We start from the raw sequence: 20,964 nt of genomic DNA, 5'->3' as shown, positions 1-20,964 counted from the left end.
GATGAGTATACCTGAAAGAAAACTAGAGGGGACCAGATTGTTCCCGATAAAACAAAAGAAAAATCCAATCGCGGCCTTTGAGAATGTCAAAAAAAATTATGACGATGTTCATGTGCTAAAGGGGGTAGATCTGAACATCTCCCCTGGCGAAAAAGTGGCCTTAATCGGGCCCAGCGGTTCAGGGAAAACGACGTTAATTCGTATGCTAATGACATTGGAGAAACCTTCTTCCGGATTTATAAAGGTAGAAGGAAAATATTTATGGCACAAAGAGGCGAATGGCGGATTAATTCCAGCCAATGAACAACATTTACGAGAGATGCGCCAGCATATCGGAATGGTGTTTCAGCACTTTAACCTCTTTCCGCACATGACAATATTGCGTAATGTTACAGAAGCGCCAATTCATGTATTAGGACTTTCAAAGGAAGAAGCCCATCAAAGGGCTGTTGATATGCTTCAAAAAGTCGGCTTGGGTGACAAATTGGATGCCTACCCTTCCCAACTTTCCGGCGGGCAAAAGCAGCGGGTTGCCATTGCCAGAGCGGTTGTTATGCAGCCAAGGATCATGCTGTTTGATGAGGTTACTTCCGCCCTTGATCCTGAACTGGTTGGCGAGGTCCTCCAGGTCATCAAGGATTTGGCAAAACAAACGGATATGGCGATGATATTAGTTACCCATGAAATGGACTTTGCCCGTGATGTCGCCGACCGGGTTGTTTTCCTTCACGATGGACAAATAGAAGAAGAAGGAAAACCAAAGGATATTTTTGAAAATCCCAAGAGTCCTCGATTAAAGTCGTTTTTAAGCAGATTCTTAAAATCTTAATCTATAAAAAAGCAGCGCCTAAGCGGCCTCATAATCAAAATGGACGATAAAAGGCTTGAGCCCTTTATCGTCATTTTTTTATGATAATCTTAAAATGCATACATTGCAATCATGTGGAATCACATACGGCTCATCATCCTGCAGGTATTGGAACAAATCCTTAAGCGCTTGTTTCCGTACCGGCTCCTCGAGTCCTGCAAGCCACGACACCGATTCGACCCGGTCTACCCAAGCCTGCTTGGTAAAACTGACTGCATACTCAAGCTTATAAAAATCCCGAAGTTCAAGTCCGCTGCTTTGCCATTCCTCAAACCACTCGACAGGGAATCCATTAATCCGCCGCTTGGCCTCTACCTTGGACCCTGCCGGTTTCAATCCGCCAGCTGCATATTTGGATAGCATGTCAAAAGTTTTTTGAACAACTGTTGGCTCGGTTAAAAATCCCGATTCGATTACGAGCAGCGTCCCCTTCGGTTTTAGGATTCTTTTAATCTCATCTATTGCCTGCTCACGGTCAAACCAGTGCCAGGCCCGCATGACCGTGACTATATCAAACTTGAAATCTTCCAAACCGGTGCTTTCTGCCGTTCCTTGTCTGTATGGGATCGTATAGTTTTTTGTTATATTCAAGGCTTTCGCTCGTTCCAGCAATTCTGGCGAAGGTTCAATCCCGACTACATCACCCTTTCGCATGGCGATTTTTCGAGTCAATGCACCTGTACCCGCCCCGATATCGGCAACCTTTTTTCCTTCAAAATTTATATTTCTGATAAGCAGGCTTTCCATTAATGACGTGGGTATATCTTCCCTTGCCCGGGCATAACTATTAGAAACTTGGCCAAAATCTACTTTTTCCATATTGGCGCCTCTTTTCAAATTCGTGTAAATTCAACAAAATAATACCATTTAAATATGGTAGAATAAAAGAAAAATATTTTTCAAGGGAATGATTTTTATGTTTTGGTTGCTGCTCCTTGCTTCCTATTTAATTGGAAGTTTCCCGACAGCTTTGATTGTGGGCAGGATATTCTTCGGGGTAGATATTCGTGACCACGGCAGCAAAAACCCCGGAGCCACCAACACGCTCCGAGTGTTAGGAAAAAAGTCAGCCATCATCGTCCTGCTGTTTGACCTTGCAAAAGGGGCGCTGGCAGCGTCACTGCCGCTGCTATTTCAGCTTGATGCCGAACCATTATACTTCGGTCTAGTTGCCGTAATCGGCCATTGTTTCCCGATTTTTGCCGGATTCAGGGGCGGCAAAGCGATTGCGACTACTGCCGGGGCACTGCTGGTTTCCAACTTCCCGTTGCTTGTTATCGCCTATGTCTCATTCTTCTTAGTAATCTTTTTAACTAAATATGTATTTTTCGGATCCATTTCTGTTGGTCTGAGCCTGCTGGTGTATGATTACTTTATTGAAAAGCTTCATTTTGAACTTATCTTTTTATTATTCCTTTTGTTATTAATCTTTCTGCACCGCTCAAATATCAGAAACTTCATCCTTGGAATTGAGCCTAAAATCAATGACAAAAACTTAATCAACGACCGGATTCCACCGAAAAATATTAAAATGTAAAACAAGGGGCACCCAACTGACGTTTTAGTCAGCCGAGTGCCCCTCTTACTTATTATTTTAAAAGTGATGAAATAATGCTGTTTGCAACTACTTGCCAAATTGCGGAATCCGTTTGGTACGTTTCGTTGAAGCTCTTGTATAGGGCAAGCTGCTTTTCCTGAAAATCAGGGGCGTCCTTATCAGGCAAGGTAGCACGCCCTTTGTCTACCCGCGCCTGCACTTCGGGCGCCCGCGGGCCCCATACGGCCACTTCGTTTCCTTCTTGGTCGATAAAGATAAAAATAGGAATCGCACGTGATGTTCCGTTCGTTAAATATTGATCCATCAGTTCAAGATTTTGGTCACGGAGCACCATCCGAATCTGTATTCCTGCCGCTTCGGCAATTCGCATTAGAATCGGATTATTCAGCAGCGCATCGCCGCACCAATCCTCAGTGAGGACAATGGCCCGCAAGCCTTTTGATTTAAGAGGTTCCAGCCTGTTGCGGTCCTCCTCCGTTAACGAGAACTTTTCATAAATCAAAACCATTTCTTCCTTATTTCTGGTCATGGCGTTAATGTAGTCTTCGACCGTCAATCCTTTTTCAAACCATCCGTTCAATTCACTCATGCTTCAGCACCCCTTTCATTTATTTTTATCATAGACAATTTGTTTAAGTGATACAAATGAACTGCCTTCTTATTCTTCTGCTAAGAAGGAGATTATTATTAGTTTATAGAAAAGGTTACCAATGAAATTATTGGAGGGATACATATGGTTCCACAAAGAGTAAGTCTTCTCACAATTGGTGCATACAATCTGCCAACATTACGTGCATTTTATCAATCTCTCGGCTGGCATGAGACAGAATTTAGTTCAGACAATTACGCTGTTTTTAAAACGGCTGGCGTCCTGGTTTCCTTATTTCCTATCGCGGAGCTGGCAAAGGATGCCGGTGTAGAATTCTTACCTGCACCAGAAACGTATCGGCCTGTTACTTTCGCCATCAATGTAGACAAACCCGAACAAGTTGACGATACAATTGAAAAAATCCGTGGTGCTGGCGGGAAAATTTTACGTGAGCCTAGTGATGCTTTTTGGGGCGGACGCACAGCCTATTTTGCCGACCCCGAACATAATCTTTGGGAAGTTGCCTGGAATCCAAGCTCCGTCTTTGATGAGCGTGGGGCAATGATTTCTTTTTAAAATCAGTTACTTGAAATTGAAATAATTTCCCGAATCTAAGGTTATCTTGCCCGTTTTTTCATACTTCGACAGAAACTCGGAAATTCCCTAATCAACCAAACGTTTGGGTGAATTGGCCTTAAACCCTTTTCATCCAAGGATATTTTCCCGGGAAATGTAGGCGTTATTGTCGAAGTTTGCATCGACAAAATTTCTCGCAAAAAAAGCCGGCAGACACGTAGTCTGCCAGCTTTTGTTTAGCGTTTTTGCAATTCCTGTTGCAATAATTGATTGACTAGTTGCGGGTTTGCCTGCCCCTTTGTAGCCTTCATGATTTGGCCGACAAGGAATCCGGTTGCTTTCGCTTTACCGCCCTTGAAGTCCTCGATGGATTTCGGGTTGTTGTCCAACACTTCAGAAATAATCTTCAGGAGTGCGCCTTCATCAGAGATTTGCACAAGTCCTTTTTCCTTGACGATTTGTTCCGGATTGCCCCCGTTTTCGATTAGCTCTTTAAACACCGTCTTGGCAATTTTTGAAGAAATCGTACCATTTTGAATGAGTTTTATCATCCCAGCAAGACTTTCTGGTGTTAACGGAACTTGAAGGAGTTCTTTTCCTTCGGCATTCAAAAAGCCAGACACCTCGACCATGATCCAGTTGGAGGCCAATTTCGCGTCAGCACCGTTGTTGACTGTTGCTTCAAAAAAGTCAGCCATTTCCTTCGTTACCGTCAGTACGTTGGCATCGTAAACCGGCAAACCAAGCTCTTCGATATACCGTTTTTGCCGCTCATCCGGGAGCTCAGGGATTTCCGCACGAATCCGCGCTTTCCAATCTTCATCGATATACAGTTCAACCAAGTCCGGTTCCGGGAAGTAGCGATAATCATCAGAGCCTTCCTTCACCCGCATCAGAATTGTCGATCCGGTTGCTTCGTCAAACCGGCGTGTTTCCTGCTCAATTTTTCCACCAGCAGACACAACCTCACGCTGGCGCTTTTCCTCAAACTCGAGGCCTTTTCGAACAAAGTTGAATGAGTTTAAGTTCTTCAATTCGGTTTTTGTGCCAAATTCCTCTTGTCCTACTGGGCGAATGGAGATGTTGGCATCACAGCGGAGCGAGCCCTCCTCCATTTTACAGTCGGAAACGCCAGTGTATTGAATAATCGATTTTAATTTTTCCAAATATGCATAAGCCTCATTAGGTGTGCGGATGTCCGGTTCGGAAACGATTTCCACAAGCGGCGTACCCTGACGGTTAATGTCTACTAATGAATAGCCCTTTTCATGGTTAAGTTTGCCGGCATCCTCTTCCAAATGAATCCTTGTAATTCCGATTCTTTTCGTATAGCCATCCACTTCGATGTCAATCCAGCCATGCTCACCGATTGGCTGGTCGAACTGCGAGATTTGGTAGGCCTTCGGGTTGTCCGGATAAAAATAGTTCTTCCGGTCAAATTTCGTATGAGTAGCAACCTGGCAATTTAACGCCATTGCCGCCTTCATTCCGAATTCAACGGCTTTCTTATTTAACACAGGCAGTACCCCGGGATAGCCAAGGTCAATGACTGACGTATTGGTATTCGGCTCAGCACCAAAATGGTTGGGGCTTGCCGAGAAAATTTTTGAATCTGTTTTTAATTCAACGTGGACTTCAAGTCCAATCACTGTTTCAAATTCCCTTATCACAGCTACGCCCCCCTACAGTTCCGGCTTCTGTTTATGGTAGTCAGTTGCTTGCTCAAATGCGTGTGCCACCCGGTAAACGGTCGCTTCATCAAAATGCTTGCCAATGATTTGCAGCCCCAGCGGCAATCCGTTGTCAAACCCGCATGGAACGGAAATTCCCGGGACGCCGGCAAGGTTTACTGGGATCGTTAAAATATCGTTGACATACATGGTTAACGGATCATCGATGTTTTCGCCGATTTTAAAGGCCGGTGTCGGCGTGGTCGGCCCGATGATTACGTCGTATTTTTCAAACACTTGCTCAAAGTCTTGCTTGATTAATGTCCGGACCTTCTGTGCCTTTTTATAGTAGGCATCATAGTAACCGGAGCTTAACGCAAACGTTCCAAGCATAATCCGGCGCTTGACTTCATCTCCAAAGCCTTCCGCGCGAGTCTTTTTATATAATTCCAACAGGTTTTCCGCATTCGGGGTCCGATAGCCGTAGCGGACTCCATCAAACCGGGCAAGGTTGGCTGATGCTTCTGACGAAGAAATCAAATAATAAGCCGCAAGAGCATACTTGGAGTGCGGGAGTGATACCTCTTCCCAAACGGCGCCCTGTGCTTCCAGGACTTTAAGGGCATTCAGGACCGACTCACGAACCGATTCTTGCACCCCTTCACCAAGATACTCTTTTGGAACTGCTATTTTTAAACCCTTCACATCACCTGTCAAAGCTGCTGCAAAGTTCGGCACCTCAACGTTAGCAGAAGTTGAATCCATAGCATCTATACCAGATATAGCCTGCAACAGGTACGCGTTGTCCTCGACTGTTCTAGTAATCGGTCCAATTTGGTCGAGCGACGAAGCAAATGCCACAAGACCAAAACGGGAAACACGTCCATAGGTTGGCTTCATCCCCACGACACCGCAAAACGCAGCCGGTTGACGAATCGATCCGCCGGTATCAGAACCGAGGGAAAACAGCACTTCGCCTGCCGCCACAGATGCAGCCGAGCCGCCTGACGAACCTCCTGGCACTCTATCCAGGTTCCATGGGTTACGTGTTTTTTGGAAACGGGAGTTTTCATTGGAAGACCCCATAGCAAACTCGTCCATGTTTAGTTTTCCGATTGTCACCGTTTTGGCCTGCTGCAGCTTTTGAACGACAGTTGCATCATAAATTGGGTCAAAGTTTTCGAGAATCTTGCTGGCACAGGTTGTCCTAAGGCCCTTTGTGACGATATTGTCCTTTACCCCGATTGGCATCCCATACAGTAAGCCTTTGGTGGAATTGAGATTTTCATCAAGCGATTTTGCGGTCTGACGTGCGCGGTCTTCATCCAAAGTCAAAAAAGCCTGGACCTTGTCATCAACCTCGGATATTCTTTTATACGATTCCTCGACTAAGTCAGAGACTTTTAGTTCTTTTTTATGTAAAAGCTCTTGAAGATCTGAAACCTTATGATCAAATAAACTCACGATTCTATCCCCCTTACTCTCCCAAAATTGACGGCACTTTGAATTGGCCGTCCTGATGCTCCGGTGCATTTTTCAAAACTTCTTCACGCGGTAATCCCGGCTGCGGTGTATCCTCGCGCAACACGTTTTTCATATCCAGTACATGGTATGTAGGTTCCACATTTTCCGTATCCAGCTCATTTAACTGCTCGGCGAATGTGATAATCGCATCAAGCTGCTTTGTCATCTTTTCCGCCTCTTCTTCCGTAAGGGCAAGCCTTGCCAAATTGGCCACATGCTTGACCTGATCCGTTGAAATCCGTGACATCTCGTTTCCCTCCGTTTCCAATCTCATTTTAATATTGATAATATCAAACTTTCACGCTTTAGAGCAATGATTTCCCTTAACAGTATGGACAATAAAGGGTTGGTTTAAATTTTAAAAAAGAAAGACCACTTATTATCAATTGTCAGCGGCCCTTTCAATCAACTGACCAATTTTCTTTTCCTTCGCGGTTTCTTTTGCGGTCCTGTCATCAGCTGCAGAATTTTAAAAGGAATATAGCCTAAGAAGCCGCCAACCGTATTCAATATCAAATCATCGACGTCAAAGCTGCCAAATTCAAACGCCAGCTGAAGGATTTCATAGGTCAGGCTTAAACAAAAGGTGGCGAGGACGACAATGCCCAATTTTTGAAACCGTTTTGCCAGCAATGGTAAGATAAAACCAAACGGGATAAAGCCGATTACATTGCCCGCAAGATTCTTCACCCGAATATCAAAATTGATATCGGCTAAAAACAGATAAAAATTAATCGTTTTAAACGGAACAAAATTATTGGAACGCCAAAAATATGGCTGATTGCTGAAATTAAAATGATGTACAATTTCTGATAGAGGAATATATTTAAAAAGAATAAGCTTCGTAAGGATTGCCAAATAAAAACAAAGAATGATCAGTAACAATATTTTTTTAATTATTTTCATGTATTTTACTCCAAAAAAATTATAAACCTACCATACCATATTTTCCAAAAATACGGGTAAAAAACTAAAAAAGTTACTGGAGGAATAACCAATGGCAGAACATCGATTTCATTTAAAAGCAAACTGGCCGGGGCTTCGCAATGATGTAGGGGAAATTGAGGCAGGGAACCTTAAAACGAAGGTATCCATCCCGCCGGAAATGGATGGCCCAGGTGTAGGCACAAATCCGGATGAAATGCTGCTTGGTGCGGCAGCAACCTGTTATATCATTACACTTGCGGCAATGATGGAACGCCGCGGACTTGAAAAGGTAAGTTTAACGATGGAATCTGAGGGAATTGTCGATGTGACTAAAGGGGTAATCACTTATAAGAAAATCATTCATCGGCCGCATATTGTCTTAACCACTAGTGCATCCGAAAAAGACATCGAGATGGCTCATAGACTGGCCAAAAAGGCAGAAACCTCCTGCATGATCAGCAGGGCAGTGCAGGGAAATGTGGAAATTGAACTAGAGGAAACGGTGGAAGTGGCAAAATAAAAAGGGGCTCATGAGGCCCCTTTTTTTCAATCATAAAACTACATCTGCCATTTCTAACTGCCATCTGTCAAAAATGGCTCGTACATCATAATCGCGTGATTTTCAGTAATATATTCATCATCAATAAGTTCCTGATTAAGGTTGTAGACTTTCCTATGAATCTTGTTATGTCTTACATAACCGCCCCAGTATTCTTGCGTAATCCAATGTTCTTTTTCATAAATTTCATAGTTTATAATTGGCGGTACATCTACCCGCCATTCCCCCACGAGATGGGTATCCGTTAAATAAACAATCAATTGATAGGTGTTATTCGTTTCATTCTTGATTTGCAGATCAAGATAATTAAAAGCACAGGTTGCTCCACTTCCGAACGGTTGGTCGCGCTTTGAATCCGGGAACACATCATAGCTGTGGCGATACCGCTCCGTTACTGTCAACGGAGTATGCAGGGTCATCCAATAAATCAAGTTTGATAATTGGCACAGGCCGCCGCCAACCCCTGTCGTGACTTTTCCGTAGTGGAGGATCATCCCGTCAACGTATCCCTTGTTTTTGCTGGTGCTCCCAATTAATCTCCAATAAGAAAATGTCTCCCCCGGTTTTAACACAATCCCATTTATACATTTCGCAGCAATGGCCAAATTCTTTACTTTATTGTGCTGCAGCCACATATCCACATCCTTTAATTGCCGGAGCAAAGGGGTTTTATGAGTAAAGGCTAAATACTTTAATTTTGCTCCCCGTCTTTCTTTGGCATACGTTTTTCCATCTGTATACCATTCTATGTATCTTCTGATGCGGTAATATTTCTTGCCTAAATAAATTCTAAGCGGGCTTCTCTTGACCGGTTTCTGTGCAGGTATCATGATATTCCCTACTCCCCCAAAAATAATTACAATTTCCGCTTATTTTAAATATCGCTGTTTAATTAAAAAACTCCATATGCGCTTTTTCTTGTTTATAATAATCCAGTCGGTCCTGCAATGTACCAGTATGGAACTCAAACTTATGTCCATCAGGGTCCGTGAAGTAGACCGATTTTTTATCCCGCTCATCTCTCTCACGTCCTGGTAGGATATTTACCTGCAATTGTTCCAGTTTATCGTACATTTTTTGAAAATCTGCCATGTCTATGGAAAAAGCAATATGCGTATACGATTCGCGGATTTCATTTCTAGGAATCCCCTTCTCCTCGTTCAACGCAAGCCATAATCCATTAACATCAAAGTAAGCAGTGGTACGCCCCTTCACCAGCAGCTTTGCATCAAAAACCTTCTGGTAGAATTCTATCGATTGCTCCAAATTTGAAACCGAAAATAATAGATGGTTAATCCCCTTTATTGGCATGTTCTTACTCCTATTTTTTTAAACTGTCTTAGCGTTTTACTGAGGAAGCCATTCTCACATAAGTATGTCGCCGTCCTCTAACCGCAATGGAATAGGTCATGATGTTTTCGGGAACGGCAATTCCGTAAAAACCGGTGTCACCAATATGATAGATGTCGGCACCGGCCATTTTGCTATTTAGGGCAATTTGGCGAATGGTTGCTTCATCTGCCCCCTCTTGACTTGTGCCGATTGTAAGCATCGCCAATGCCCCTTTGGAATGAACCAATCGAACAAACTTTTCACTGGTCGCCAACGTAATTCCTGGTACGGTGCCTGGGGCTGGCATCAAAATGATATCTGCACCCGCTTCAATAAAGTTTGTAATTGACTCTTCTGAAACAATGCCGCTGCCTGTTTCGTTTGCGACCCCTGCACCATGCATTTTCCCTGCAATGATTAACCCCTCATCGCCAAAAACTTCACGTGCCTTCTTAATCGCCCCAATCGTTTCATCGTTGGTTACGCCAGTCTTTGGATTCCCTGTTAAACAGATAAAGTCGAAGCCTAATTTTTTTGCCTCTCTTAACGTTTCTTCTGAAGCAATTCTGCCTTTTGAAAGCGTGTCGAGCTTTTCAATTTTATCGGCATTAAGGTCAACCGGCTCCAAATTCACCCCTACAGGGCGTCCGGTTAATTCCTTTATTTTTTCAACGACTAATTCTTTTTCATTGCATTTGTATCCTTCAACGGCTGGGTTAAAGACATCAAATAAATTTAATAATAACAAATCGGCACCAAATGCAGCAGCGAGCTCTGCATTGGTAACACTCGGATATAATGGGGATACAGCAGTCATTGTCTCGGATAAAATCGTTCTTCCTTCGGATGCCTTAATTGCTTGTTTTAAGTCCTGACCATTCATTTTTTGAAAATCTGATGCGGTGCAGTCTAATATTCTTTTCAACAGATATTCATCCCTTTCCTTGTTATGATTGTTCCTGGATTTTATTATTTATAATAATTCTTTACCATTTCCCCCATCACCCAGTTTGTCCTTTCCCCAGTGATGCCAGTGCTTGTGCATTCGCCGCCATTTCCAGTCAATTCGGAAACGATGGTTTCGACAAGTGGCTGATGGACATGTTTTGGCGGTTCGAAGCTCCATTGTTCCGTTCCATTTGCTGTTGTCAAACTCACCGGGTCGTTGCCAAAGGTTGAAAATGAAATTTTACCTTTCGTTCCGACGATTTCATTGAGATCGACATTTTCAAAAGCAGTAAAACACCAATTGCCGACCCCATGCACACCGGATTGGAACAAATATGTACCAGTCACGATATCTTCTGCGTGATAATAGCCCCCCTGGTTGGATGCAAAGCCCTGCACCTCTTTGACGGGTCCAAGCAAGTAGTCCAGCATATCAAGCGTATGGCTGGCTAAGTCAAAAAATAGTCCACCGCCTGCTAAATCCGGCTGTACCCGCCAAGGGAGATGGTTCGGATCCTTCACATCATCCGAGGGTTTTTGGTACTGTGTAGTGGAAACGAAGCGCACATCACCGATCACGTTGCTGTCCAACAGTTCCTTTATTTTTAAAAATTTTGGCTGGGCCCTACGGTAATAGGCAACGAATAAAGGAACTCCCGCAGCCTTGCAGGCTGTAATCATTTCCTGGCATTCTTCGGCGTTCAGTGCCATCGGCTTTTCTACATAAACAGGTTTTCCGGCTTTGGCCGCTTTAATCGTATATTCTTTATGGGATCCAGGTGGGGTGGCAATATATACAACATCGACTTCAGGATCGTTTATGAGTGCGTCGCCGTTATCGTACCATTTGGGCACCCCATGCCGCTCGGCGTAATCCTTGGCGAGTTCCCCCGTTCTTCGCATAACGGCAACAAGCTCCGAGTTTTCCACCTTTTGAAATGCCGGGCCGCTTTTTACTTCCGTAACATCACCACAGCCAATAATACCCCAGCGCACTTTGTCAAATTTCATTTTGTTGTCCCCCTCAATTTATCGGATTTTTCTAATCATAATGATAACATTTACTCAGAAAAGTCCACAAACGCAAAAGGAGCTCTTTAAAGCTCCTCCTTTAATTCACCTGTTGAATAACTTCGCAAAAAAACCTTTTTCCTTTTTAACCTCGCTGGTGTATGCAGCCTTTTTAGTTATAAAAATTTCTTCTTTATCAATGGCATGGTCCATTGCCAATACCAGGCCGATGTCGGTGTCGTGCTCCTTGTTGGTGACAATCGTATGGACGATTTTGTTTTTTGTGGCCATTTTTACATATTTGGATAAGTCTTCATAGTTCATGGTTCCGTTTAGAAAAAGATGGGCCTGTGGGTGCTGCTTCATAAATTGGCCAAGCTGCGGGTAGGCCTTTGCTTCTGCCACCTGACTTTTTGTAAGCGCCACGATAATTCGTTCCCTTAAGGTCCCTAAGTATTTTCTCCGCTCCTCGGGCTTTGTCTCCAAAGGTCCGTAGATACCCTGCTGCAAGACCTCGTCAACATTAGGCTTTTTCAAAAAAATCAACTCCATCCAAAAAGGCTCATTATTATGTATGACTTTAGCACAAAGAAGGTTACATACAAAGGAACAAGAGGGGGATACGTGACCTTGATACCTCCTTTAATCCTTTCTGGGCATGTATATGGGCGGGCTCTACGTTACCTTTTTTCCTTCCTCGACAAATTTTGGGGCACGTAGACGAGCTCTACGTTACCTTTTTCCTTCCTCAACAAATTTTTGGGCACGTAGACGAGCTCTACGTTACCTTTTTTCCTTCCTCGACAAATTTTCGGGCACGTAGACGAGCTCTACGTTACCTTTTTTCCTTCCTCAACAAATTTTCGGGCACGTAGACGGGCTCTACGTTACCTTTTTTCCTTCCTCAACAAATTTTCGGGCACGTAGACGGGCTCTACGTTACCTTTTTTCCTTCCTCAACAAATTTTTGGGCACGTAGATGGGCTCTACGTTACCTTGAAACCTTCTTCAAACTGGTTACGGGCACGTAGAACAAAAAAAATCCCCCTCTCCGGGGGGAGAGAAGGATTTCGAGCCAAACATTTATTATTTTGTACCAGTGAATTGCTCTTCCTCTGTCGAGCCTTTCAATGCTGTAGTCGAAGAGGTTCCGCCAGTGATGACCATGGATACTTGGTCGAAGTAACCTGTGCCAACTTCACGCTGGTGACGAGTGGCCGTGTAGCCATATTGCTCGCTGTCAAACTCAGCTTGCTGAAGCTCGGAGTATGCAGCCATACCGCGCTCCTTGTAGCCGCGGGCAAGCTCGAACATGCTGTGGTTTAATGCATGGAAGCCGGCAAGTGTGACGAATTGGAACTTGTAGCCCATTTTGCCAAGCTCTTGCTGGAACTTCGCGATGGTTTCATCATCAAGCTTCTTCTTCCAGTTGAACGATGGCGAGCAGTTATAGGCAAGCAGCTTGCCAGGGAACCTCTCATGAATCGCTTCCGCAAAACGGCGTGCTTCCTCAATGTTTGGCTCGGAAGTTTCGCACCAGATTAGATCGGCATATGGAGCATAGGCCAAACCGCGAGCAATTGCCTGGTCAATCCCGGCTTTTGTGCGGAAGAATCCTTCTGTTGTGCGTTCACCGGTAATAAATGGTGCATCGTTCTCATCGATATCGCTGGTGATTAAATCGGCAGCATTAGCATCAGTACGGGCAACTAGCACAGTAGGAACGCCCATGACATCCGCTGCTAAGCGTGCGGCAATCAGGTTGCGGACCGCGGTTTGCGTTGGGAGCAATACTTTACCGCCCAAGTGGCCGCATTTTTTCTCGGAAGATAGTTGGTCCTCAAAGTGAACCCCTGAAGCGCCAGCTTCAATCATGCCCTTCATTAATTCAAAGCAGTTTAACTGGCCGCCAAATCCTGCTTCGGCGTCAGCAACGATTGGCGCAAACCAGTCAATCGAGTTGTCGCCTTCAGAATGAGTGATCTGGTCAGCACGCTGCAATGCCTGGTTAATTCTTTTAACAACAGCCGGAACGCTGTTAGCAGGATACAAGCTTTGGTCCGGGTACATATGGCCCGAAAGGTTGGCGTCTGCTGCTACCTGCCAGCCGCTTAAGTAAATGGCTTTTAGTCCAGCTTTCACCTGCTGGACCGCCTGGTTACCAGTCAAGGCACCAAGAGCGTTGATATAATCTTCTTCGTTCAATAGCTGCCAAAGCTTTTCGGAGCCTTTCTTTGCTAGTGTATGTTCAATATCGATAGAACCGCGAAGTTTAATCACATCTTCGGCCGTATAAGGTCGAGTAATCCCCTTCCAGCGCGCATCCATTTCCCAGCTTTCTTGTAATTGTGCTACTCTTGCATCAGTCATTTTAAAATCCTCCCTATTATTCTATTAAAATTTTTATTTAAATAATTACTTACTACAAAAGTTCATAACCAGGCAGAGTCAAGAAGTCTTTAAACTCATCATTTAAAATCAGGTCATCAAACAGTTTAACCGCTTTGTCAAACCGGCCATTTGCATAGGCTTGTTCCCCAACTTCCTGCTTAATCTTGCTTAATTCTTCTACCTTTAATTGTTGGTATAATTCCTCCGTCACCTTTCGGCCGTCTTTCAGGGTCCCTTTTTCATGACGAATCCATTGCCAGAGCTGGGCCCGTGAAATTTCTGCCGTTGCGGCATCCTCCATCAGGTTATGAATCGGTGCGGCGCCACGTCCGGATAACCACGAGGCAACATATTGAATCCCAACATTTATGTTGGTGCGGACACCTTCTTCTGTAATCGTGCCGCCTGGTACCTCAAGCAAGTCGTTTGCAGTAATGGTAATTTTCTGCTGTTTGACTGTGTGGATTTGGTTTGGTGTCGGCATTTCGCGGTCGAACACTTCCATCGCCACCGGAACCAGTCCCGGGTGGGCAACCCATGTCCCATCATGCCCGTCACGAGCCTCGCGCTCCTTGTCGGCACGAACCTTGGCAAACGCCTCTTCATTGGCTTGCGGGTTATGTTTAATCGGAATCTGCGCGGCCATCCCGCCCATTGCCGGTACCTTGCGGCGGTGGCAGGTCTGAATCGTCAGCAGCGAATAGGAGCGCATAAACGGTACCGTCATCGTTACCTGCGAGCGATCAGGCAGAATCACATCATGCTGATTGCGCAGCTTTTTCAAAAAGCTGAAAATATAATCCCAGCGTCCGCAGTTCAAGCCAGCGGAATGTTCCCTCAGTTCATAGAGAATTTCATTCATTTCAAACGCTGCCATAACGGTTTCAATCAACACCGTCGCTTTGATGGTCCCCTGCTCGACTCCGAGCTTCTCTTGTGCAAACACAAACACATCATTCCACAGGCGGGCTTCCAAATGACTTTCGAGTTTTGGCAGATAAAAATAGGGGCCTGACCCACGGGCCAGCAATTCTTTTGCATTATGGAAAAAGTAGAGTCCGAAATCAACGAAGCTTCCGGAAACTGGCTTTCCGCCCAATAAGATGTGTTTTTCCTCCAAATGGAGCCCACGCGGTCTCACCATTAGTACTGCCGTTTTCTCGTTTAGCTCATATCTTTTCCCATTGTGATTTTCAAAGGAAATCGTCCGTTTTACTGCATCTCTCAGGTTGATTTGTCCCTCGACGATATTTTCCCATGTCGGTGAAGTGGCATCTTCAAAATCGGCCATGAACAATTTAGCCCCTGAATTGAGGGCATTAATGACCATCTTCCGATCTGTTGGTCCGGTAATTTCCACCCGGCGGTCTAGAAGATCCTGCGGCAGCGGCGCGATCGTCCAATCACCATTGCGGATGTGTTTTGTTTCTGGAAGAAAATCCGGCAATTTTCCGTTATCGATGTCTTTTTGCCGAGTTTTCCTGGACTGTAACAGTTCCACCCTTCGCGATCCGAAATTTTGCTCCAGCTCTTCAATAAATTTCAAAGCCTCAGGGGTTAAAATCTCATCATACTGGGCTTTGACAGCCCCAACCACTTCAATACCCCTCGTCTGCGTCGACATGAACTCGATCACCTCTTTGTTATAATACAGCAACTTGCCTCGTTTTGTATTATATAACACACTTTTGAAAAATGGAACTACTTTTCTGAAAATTTTTTAAAAATAGGTAAAATTTTCCCACAAAGGTAATGAAGTCAGGTTTTTCCAAACTGGACATTTTGCGCCAAAATAAAAAACGGATACCATTCTAGTTGGTATCCGCTGCTTCTTCATATATTTTTTTAAAATCTTCTTCTCTGTTCCTGCTCGTTAAAAATTGAGGGCTCGCAAGCTCCATTAATAGCTTATTTTTCAAGGATATATCCTTAATTTCCTGCAATATCCACTGTCGCTTTGAAAAAAGAAACTCCAGATATTCCTCGTAGCTGGAGCCAAACTGCTCCTCAAGCTGACATCGTATTTTTTTCGCCAGAATCGGACTAGCGCCGCCTGTTGAAACAGTGATACTTAACCGGCCTCGCTGCACATGGGCTGGGACGTGTAAATCGGATCCTTCAGGATCATCCGCTATGGCAATAAGCTGATGCGGGGCGGCTGCTTGTTTTACAAGTTGGTTTATCTGAGAATCATTTGTGGTAGCAAAAATCATAAATGCCCCTTTAAGGTCCGTTTTGTCAAACTGACGAGAGTGCCAATTTATTTTTCCTTGGATGGCCAGTGTCCTAAGTACATCGGTGACTTCCGGGCTAATCACGCTAATTTGAGCGCCGGTTCCGAGCAAGCCGGTCACTTTTCGCTCCGCTACCCGTCCTCCGCCCACTACAACCGCCTTTTTCCCATCAAGCCGCAACATGATTGGATATAATTTACTCATTCTCGATCACGTTCTGCCTAGACAAATAGTCTACCAGTGCTTCCTTTGTCGCTTTTTTGGGCATACCCGTTGAAGGCAGTCCCAAGTCCAAAACGGCGCTTAAGGTCTGTTTGCCCATACTGACGACCTGCTTGCCTTGTAAAAACGTATCTGCAGTGAGCCCGCATTCTGTCAATGCCTCAACAAATAGATTAACAGAAGCACGGCACGGGAAAATCACTGTATTCACGACAGCTTCACCCAGTATCCTTTTAAAAATCGGCAGGTATTGCCCATCAAGCACTTTTTCACTTGTCACCCAAATGTCAGCCTTATCATAGTTATTTTTCAAGCTGGTGTTGTCTCCGACAACCAGGAATTCCCCTGTCCAGGACATCTCATCAATCAGCTTTGGAACAAACCCGCGTACTTCCAATGCACGAATCGTTTTGATTGATACACCGAATAAATCGGCATTAATTTTTCGAATATCAACAGCGTTTTCTTGCAAGGCTTTAAAAAATTCATTCACATTTTCAGGAGAAGAGAACAAGATTTTTTGATAGTCGGAAATTTTCGCCAGCACCTCTTGGTTAACAGGCACAGGGACCCGCTTCCATTTTGGAAATTCTATGACATCAGCACCCTGGTCACCCAACTCCTTCGCTAACTCGCTGGCACACTCACCGGTTCGAGCAAGCAGGATTTGACGGCCATATAACGGCTTTTTCTCAAACCAGCTAATTTTTCCCCTTAGTGACACCACATCACCAACTAAAATAATCGCCGGATTGCTGAACTTGGCCTCGGTCACTTTAACTGAAATATCCTCAAGAGTACCCTGTAATGTTTTTTGCCGGCCGAATGTGCCCCATTGGATGAGAATGACAGGAGTCGATGCCGGCTTTCCAAACTTTATTAAGTTTTCGCAAATAAACGGCAAATTACCGACTCCCATGTAAAATGCAATCGTATCAACGCCGCGTGCAAGACCTTCCCAGTCAAGCTTCGGTTTGCCGTCCAGTGATTTATCATGAGCGGTAACAACCGCAAATGATTCCGCATGCTCACGATGGGTAACAGGGATTCCGGCATAAAGCGGAGCCGCAATACCGGAGGTTACACCAGGGACAATTTCAAATGGGATTTGACGCTGGGCGATGGCAGCCGCTTCTTCACCGACACGGCCGAACACACCCGGGTCTCCGCCTTTGAGACGGACGACGATTTTCCCTTCCAGGGCTTTTTCCACCAACAGGTCATTAATATGCTCCTGTCGCAAAATATGGCGATCAGGCAATTTGCCGCAGTAAATCAGTTCGCAATCACTTGGGGCAAACTCCAGCAGCTTGGGGTTGGCTAGCCGGTCATATAAAATCACCTCGGCCCGCTTGATTGCTTCAAGCCCTTTTATCGTCATCAAACCGACATCCCCTGGTCCCGCTCCTACTAAAAAAACTTTTCCTGTTCCCATCGTGCAGCATCCTTCCCTGTTTTCAACCTATAATACTACAAAAACAATATCCTTTTCTATTTCAATTTTGTATATTTTGACCTGCCCTGAGTCGGGGGCCTGTACTTCGCCGTCCACAAGTGAGATTTTCCAATCATAAACTGGGCAAAAAACATAATCCCCGCTGACCAGTCCTTCCGAAAGGACACCGCCCTTTGGATGCGGACTGCGGTTTTCTAAGGCATAAACAGTGCCCTTGGATGTTTTGAACAAGGCGATTTGCTTGTCATCAATTTGGATGGAATAGCCTGTCCGTTCCTTTAGGTTTGAGTAATTGGCAACTGGAATTCTGGTTATTGTTTGCAGCATCTAGGCTCACTCCCCGACCTTAATGATTTGCTTTTTATAATATTTTTCTTGGATTTCCTCGTTCTGAATCGCTTCATTCCATGGCTCAATGTATTTTTTCAACGTTTGCTCTAGGCGTTCGTTCAATGCTTTACGCGTTTCCTCGTTACCAAGCACTTCCTGTACATGTGCAAGGCCTACCCGGTCCAGCCATTTGGAGGTTCGCTCCAAATAATTGGCTGTTTCGCGATAGTACTGGAGGTAAGCACCGGTCATCTCCATAACTTCGTCCTCAGTCTTGACGGTATATAGCAGATCACCGGCGCGGAGGTCGACCCCGCCATTGCCGCCAACATAGATTTCCCAACCACCATCAATGCCGACAAAGCCGATATCCTTTATGCCTGATTCGGAGCAGTTCCTTGGACAGCCGGAAACGCCCATTTTTACTTTATGCGGGGTATCGAGACGTTCGAATTTCTTTTCTAGCTGGATTCCAAGGGCCATCGAATCTTGGGTGCCAAAGCGGCAGAATTGGGCGCCGACACAGGTTTTTACAGTGCGAAGCGTTTTTCCGTATGCATACCCAGATGGCATATCCAGCTCTTCCCAGACCGCTGGGAGGTCTTCTTTTTTGATTCCAAACAAGCCAATTCGCTGACCGCCTGTTAATTTTACTAATGGAACATTGTATTTCTCAGCCACTTTGGCAATTTTGATTAAATCCTGCGGGGTTGTTACCCCACCGTACATTCTTGGCACAACGGAATAGGTTCCGTCTTTCTGGATGTTAGCATGCATTTTTTCATTCACAAGGCGGGAATCACGATCATCCTTATATTCATCCATGTGAACCATGCCTAGGTAGTAGTTGATGGCCGGGCGGCACTTCGAACAACCTTCCTCATTATTCCATTCGAGAACGTTCATGACTTCCTTGACGTTCGATAAGCCTTTTGTTTTGATTTCTTCGATTAGTTCTTCTCGGCTTAGGGTTGTACAGCCGCAGATGCTTGTTTTTTGAGCTGCTTTTTCGTCAAATTGGTCGCCAAGTGTATGGGCAAGGATGTTGGCGACCATCGGTTTGCAGCGTCCGCAAGACCGGCCCGCATTGGTACAATGGCTAACCTGGTCAAGCGTTGTCAGGCCTTGTGCTTTAATGGCGTCAACAATCGCGCCTTTGGTTACGCCGTTACAGCCGCACACAAGTTCATCATTTGGCATTGAGGCGATATCGTTGCTGCCTGCTTCTCCCGTGCATTCCGATTGAAAAATCGAGACGTTGGTCATGCCGCTGATATCCTCTTGTTTCGTCAGCATGCGGAACAACTTGGTGCTGTCCTTTGTATCGCCATACATGACAATTCCGACAATGCAGTTATTTCTAATTAATACACGTTTATAAACACGGTCATAGTCGTTGTAGGCCATGATGGATTGTGTGGTGCCATCTTCATAAATTTCGCCTGCTGAAAACAAGTCAACTCCGGCTACTTTTAGCTGGGTTCCAGTGACAGAGCCTTGGTATGGTTCTGAATCGATACCGGAAATGCGGTTTGCTAGCACTTTACCTTGTTCATATAGCGGAGCCACTAGCCCGTAAACAATTTCTCTATGTTCTGCACACTCCCCAACAGCGTAAATGTTTGGTCTGCTCGTTTCCATCCAATCGTTGACGACAATGCCGCGGTTGATTTCGATTCCGCTGTTTTTCGCCAGTTCCGTGTTAGATTTGATGCCGATTGCCATGACAACCAGATCAGCCTCAACTTCGGAACCGTCCTTAAAGCGAAGACCAGTAACACGCTCATCGCCAAGGATTTCGACGGTTTCTTTTTCCATCAAAAAGTTCATGCCTTGTGCTTCAAGTTCATCCTTAAGCATCGATGCGGCAATCTGATCCAATTGACGTTCCATCAGGCTTGGCATAAGGTGAACAACATCGACTTTCATGCCTAGATTGAGCAGGCCTCTTGCTGCTTCTAGACCAAGCAAGCCGCCGCCGATGACAACAGCTTTTTTGTATCGCTCCGCTGACTTGATCATCATTTCACAATCTTTGATATCACGAAATCCGGTCACGCCTTGTTTGTCAGCCCCCGGTATTGGCAAAATAAACGATTTGGAACCTGATGCAATAATTAATTCGTCATACTCGACTTCACGGTCTTTTTCGCTGATGACCCGCTTGTTTTCCGGGTCAATTTTGGCAACAGCTTCACCCGTAAATAATTGAATATTATTTTCCTTGTACCACTCAAGAGGGTTGATAATAATTTCTTCAAAGCTGGTGTCGCCTTGGAGAATATTTGATAACTTGATTCGGTTATAGTTTGGATGCGGTTCTTCTCCAAAAATGGTAATTTGGAATTTTTCCGGAGCAAGTTTAAGAATTTCTTCAATTGTTCTGATTCCGGCCATTCCGTTCCCAATCATGACTAGTTTTTTCATTTTGGATCGCTCCTATATGTTTGGTTTGTAGTTTTCAAGTTTAATATGTTTATTTCTATAGTTAAATTGTAATTCTACGACGCAAATTAATTTGTGAAGTTCATCACATTTTTTATATTCTTTGTGAACACTTTCACATTATTGTCATAAAGGAAGTTATTTTATTGAATGCGGTAATTCGGTTAGTGGTTTTCTATTAGACATTTTTTCGCCAGAACTGGGTATTTTGTCTTTTAGGAAGCTTCTATTAGACACTTTTATACTTTAAGTGGTGATTTTGTCTTTTAGAGGCCTTCTATTAGACACTTTTGTACTTTAAGTGGTGATTTTGTCTTTTAGAGG

General features: G+C 44.6%; 21 protein-coding genes. 4 read left to right on the top strand and 17 right to left on the bottom strand.

The genetic code is table 11. The features are described from left to right. The first annotated feature begins 1 nt into the window (after nucleotide 1). Complete coding sequence (gene ehuA / locus AR334_RS23855; RefSeq protein ID WP_172799295.1) at nucleotides 2–829, top strand: ectoine/hydroxyectoine ABC transporter ATP-binding protein EhuA; 828 nt, start codon at nucleotides 2–4, stop codon at nucleotides 827–829. Nucleotides 830–907: 78 nt separating this feature from the next. Here ehuA and AR334_RS23850 read toward each other — a convergent pair whose 3' ends face one another. After that, nucleotides 908–1,687: a class I SAM-dependent methyltransferase gene (locus tag AR334_RS23850; protein WP_066319553.1), complete on the bottom strand. Its 780-nt coding sequence runs from the start codon at nucleotides 1,685–1,687 to the stop codon at nucleotides 908–910. Nucleotides 1,688–1,784: 97 nt separating this feature from the next. On the opposite strand from AR334_RS23850, the gene plsY reads away from it, so the two are divergent. Then, a complete protein-coding gene (plsY, locus tag AR334_RS23845; RefSeq protein ID WP_066319548.1) occupies nucleotides 1,785–2,405 on the top strand; it encodes a glycerol-3-phosphate 1-O-acyltransferase PlsY in 621 nt (206 codons plus the stop codon). A 52-nt stretch (nucleotides 2,406–2,457) separates the two neighbouring features. Here plsY and AR334_RS23840 read toward each other — a convergent pair whose 3' ends face one another. Continuing rightward, entirely contained in the window at nucleotides 2,458–3,015 is a 558-nt protein-coding gene (locus AR334_RS23840) for a thioredoxin family protein (protein WP_066319539.1), read from the bottom strand. A gap of 144 nt (nucleotides 3,016–3,159) precedes the next feature. Here AR334_RS23840 and AR334_RS23835 point away from each other — a divergent pair, with 144 nt between their 5' ends. Next, nucleotides 3,160–3,591 (top strand): VOC family protein, encoded by a 432-nt coding sequence (locus AR334_RS23835; protein ID WP_066319536.1) that lies wholly within the window; start codon nucleotides 3,160–3,162, stop codon nucleotides 3,589–3,591. A gap of 236 nt (nucleotides 3,592–3,827) precedes the next feature. On the opposite strand, the gene gatB is transcribed toward AR334_RS23835, so the two are convergent. The 4 genes from gatB to AR334_RS23815 form a co-directional block, all read right to left on the bottom strand. Further along, complete coding sequence (gene gatB, locus AR334_RS23830; RefSeq protein ID WP_066320277.1) at nucleotides 3,828–5,258, bottom strand: Asp-tRNA(Asn)/Glu-tRNA(Gln) amidotransferase subunit GatB; 1,431 nt, start codon at nucleotides 5,256–5,258, stop codon at nucleotides 3,828–3,830. A 15-nt stretch (nucleotides 5,259–5,273) separates the two neighbouring features. Beyond that, nucleotides 5,274–6,725: an Asp-tRNA(Asn)/Glu-tRNA(Gln) amidotransferase subunit GatA gene (gene gatA / locus AR334_RS23825; RefSeq protein WP_066319528.1), complete on the bottom strand. Its 1,452-nt coding sequence runs from the start codon at nucleotides 6,723–6,725 to the stop codon at nucleotides 5,274–5,276. A 13-nt stretch (nucleotides 6,726–6,738) separates the two neighbouring features. Further along, nucleotides 6,739–7,032: an Asp-tRNA(Asn)/Glu-tRNA(Gln) amidotransferase subunit GatC gene (gatC, locus tag AR334_RS23820; RefSeq protein WP_066319524.1), complete on the bottom strand. Its 294-nt coding sequence runs from the start codon at nucleotides 7,030–7,032 to the stop codon at nucleotides 6,739–6,741. 158 nt (nucleotides 7,033–7,190) lie between these two features. Then, nucleotides 7,191–7,691: a VanZ family protein gene (locus tag AR334_RS23815; protein ID WP_066319519.1), complete on the bottom strand. Its 501-nt coding sequence runs from the start codon at nucleotides 7,689–7,691 to the stop codon at nucleotides 7,191–7,193. A 91-nt stretch (nucleotides 7,692–7,782) separates the two neighbouring features. On the opposite strand from AR334_RS23815, the gene AR334_RS23810 reads away from it, so the two are divergent. Then, nucleotides 7,783–8,232 (top strand): OsmC family protein, encoded by a 450-nt coding sequence (locus tag AR334_RS23810; protein WP_066319510.1) that lies wholly within the window; start codon nucleotides 7,783–7,785, stop codon nucleotides 8,230–8,232. Nucleotides 8,233–8,285: 53 nt separating this feature from the next. Here AR334_RS23810 and AR334_RS23805 read toward each other — a convergent pair whose 3' ends face one another. The 11 genes from AR334_RS23805 to nirB form a co-directional block, all read right to left on the bottom strand. Then, the gene (locus AR334_RS23805; protein WP_066319508.1) at nucleotides 8,286–9,101 is read right to left on the bottom strand and encodes a VanW family protein; all 816 of its coding nucleotides are present in this window, start codon (nucleotides 9,099–9,101) and stop codon (nucleotides 8,286–8,288) included. A 58-nt stretch (nucleotides 9,102–9,159) separates the two neighbouring features. Then, nucleotides 9,160–9,582 (bottom strand): FosM family fosfomycin resistance protein, encoded by a 423-nt coding sequence (gene fosM, locus AR334_RS23800; protein WP_066319506.1) that lies wholly within the window; start codon nucleotides 9,580–9,582, stop codon nucleotides 9,160–9,162. 28 nt (nucleotides 9,583–9,610) lie between these two features. Continuing rightward, entirely contained in the window at nucleotides 9,611–10,528 is a 918-nt protein-coding gene (locus AR334_RS23795; protein WP_066319502.1) for a PEP phosphonomutase, read from the bottom strand. Nucleotides 10,529–10,572: 44 nt separating this feature from the next. Then, nucleotides 10,573–11,562, bottom strand: a complete 990-nt coding sequence (locus AR334_RS23790; RefSeq protein WP_066319499.1) for a Gfo/Idh/MocA family protein — start codon at nucleotides 11,560–11,562, stop codon at nucleotides 10,573–10,575. A 105-nt stretch (nucleotides 11,563–11,667) separates the two neighbouring features. Next, complete coding sequence (locus AR334_RS23785; protein WP_172799294.1) at nucleotides 11,668–12,099, bottom strand: YueI family protein; 432 nt, start codon at nucleotides 12,097–12,099, stop codon at nucleotides 11,668–11,670. 549 nt (nucleotides 12,100–12,648) lie between these two features. Next, nucleotides 12,649–13,932 (bottom strand): isocitrate lyase, encoded by a 1,284-nt coding sequence (gene aceA, locus AR334_RS23780; protein WP_066319483.1) that lies wholly within the window; start codon nucleotides 13,930–13,932, stop codon nucleotides 12,649–12,651. 52 nt (nucleotides 13,933–13,984) lie between these two features. After that, nucleotides 13,985–15,577 carry a malate synthase A gene (aceB, locus tag AR334_RS23775; protein ID WP_066319475.1) on the bottom strand — a complete coding sequence of 531 codons (1,593 nt, stop codon included), beginning with the start codon at nucleotides 15,575–15,577 and terminating at the stop codon, nucleotides 13,985–13,987. Between the two features lie 187 nt (nucleotides 15,578–15,764). Next, nucleotides 15,765–16,391: a bifunctional precorrin-2 dehydrogenase/sirohydrochlorin ferrochelatase gene (locus AR334_RS23770; protein ID WP_066319468.1), complete on the bottom strand. Its 627-nt coding sequence runs from the start codon at nucleotides 16,389–16,391 to the stop codon at nucleotides 15,765–15,767. Next, nucleotides 16,384–17,844, bottom strand: a complete 1,461-nt coding sequence (gene cobA, locus AR334_RS23765; protein ID WP_066319466.1) for a uroporphyrinogen-III C-methyltransferase — start codon at nucleotides 17,842–17,844, stop codon at nucleotides 16,384–16,386. Before cobA ends, AR334_RS23770 begins: the two co-directional genes overlap by 8 nt. Before the next feature lie 27 nt (nucleotides 17,845–17,871). Beyond that, a complete protein-coding gene (gene nirD, locus AR334_RS23760) occupies nucleotides 17,872–18,192 on the bottom strand; it encodes a nitrite reductase small subunit NirD (protein ID WP_066319464.1) in 321 nt (106 codons plus the stop codon). Between the two features lie 6 nt (nucleotides 18,193–18,198). Then, nucleotides 18,199–20,622 (bottom strand): nitrite reductase large subunit NirB, encoded by a 2,424-nt coding sequence (gene nirB / locus AR334_RS23755; RefSeq protein WP_066319456.1) that lies wholly within the window; start codon nucleotides 20,620–20,622, stop codon nucleotides 18,199–18,201. Between the last annotated feature and the right edge of the window lie 342 nt (nucleotides 20,623–20,964).

The sequence above is a fragment of the Bacillus sp. FJAT-29814 genome, from assembly GCF_001510715.1.
Taxonomy (GTDB): domain Bacteria; phylum Bacillota; class Bacilli; order Bacillales; family Cytobacillaceae; genus Neobacillus.
This window is presented reverse-complemented; position numbering and strand designations above follow the sequence as displayed.

What these genes read in the sequence shown, in the direction of transcription:
- ehuA (WP_172799295.1), top strand. Translation starts at nt 2, where the DNA reads ATGAGTATACCTGAAAGAAAACTAGAGGGGACCAGATTGTTCCCGATA.
- AR334_RS23850 (WP_066319553.1), bottom strand. Translation starts at nt 1,687, where the DNA reads ATGGAAAAAGTAGATTTTGGCCAAGTTTCTAATAGTTATGCCCGGGCA.
- plsY (WP_066319548.1), top strand. Translation starts at nt 1,785, where the DNA reads ATGTTTTGGTTGCTGCTCCTTGCTTCCTATTTAATTGGAAGTTTCCCG.
- AR334_RS23840 (WP_066319539.1), bottom strand. Translation starts at nt 3,015, where the DNA reads ATGAGTGAATTGAACGGATGGTTTGAAAAAGGATTGACGGTCGAAGAC.
- AR334_RS23835 (WP_066319536.1), top strand. Translation starts at nt 3,160, where the DNA reads ATGGTTCCACAAAGAGTAAGTCTTCTCACAATTGGTGCATACAATCTG.
- gatC (WP_066319524.1), bottom strand. Translation starts at nt 7,032, where the DNA reads ATGTCACGGATTTCAACGGATCAGGTCAAGCATGTGGCCAATTTGGCA.
- AR334_RS23815 (WP_066319519.1), bottom strand. Translation starts at nt 7,691, where the DNA reads ATGAAAATAATTAAAAAAATATTGTTACTGATCATTCTTTGTTTTTAT.
- AR334_RS23810 (WP_066319510.1), top strand. Translation starts at nt 7,783, where the DNA reads ATGGCAGAACATCGATTTCATTTAAAAGCAAACTGGCCGGGGCTTCGC.
- AR334_RS23805 (WP_066319508.1), bottom strand. Translation starts at nt 9,101, where the DNA reads ATGATACCTGCACAGAAACCGGTCAAGAGAAGCCCGCTTAGAATTTAT.
- fosM (WP_066319506.1), bottom strand. Translation starts at nt 9,582, where the DNA reads ATGCCAATAAAGGGGATTAACCATCTATTATTTTCGGTTTCAAATTTG.
- AR334_RS23790 (WP_066319499.1), bottom strand. Translation starts at nt 11,562, where the DNA reads ATGAAATTTGACAAAGTGCGCTGGGGTATTATTGGCTGTGGTGATGTT.
- aceA (WP_066319483.1), bottom strand. Translation starts at nt 13,932, where the DNA reads ATGACTGATGCAAGAGTAGCACAATTACAAGAAAGCTGGGAAATGGAT.
- aceB (WP_066319475.1), bottom strand. Translation starts at nt 15,577, where the DNA reads ATGTCGACGCAGACGAGGGGTATTGAAGTGGTTGGGGCTGTCAAAGCC.
- AR334_RS23770 (WP_066319468.1), bottom strand. Translation starts at nt 16,391, where the DNA reads ATGAGTAAATTATATCCAATCATGTTGCGGCTTGATGGGAAAAAGGCG.
- cobA (WP_066319466.1), bottom strand. Translation starts at nt 17,844, where the DNA reads ATGGGAACAGGAAAAGTTTTTTTAGTAGGAGCGGGACCAGGGGATGTC.
- nirD (WP_066319464.1), bottom strand. Translation starts at nt 18,192, where the DNA reads ATGCTGCAAACAATAACCAGAATTCCAGTTGCCAATTACTCAAACCTA.
- nirB (WP_066319456.1), bottom strand. Translation starts at nt 20,622, where the DNA reads ATGAAAAAACTAGTCATGATTGGGAACGGAATGGCCGGAATCAGAACA.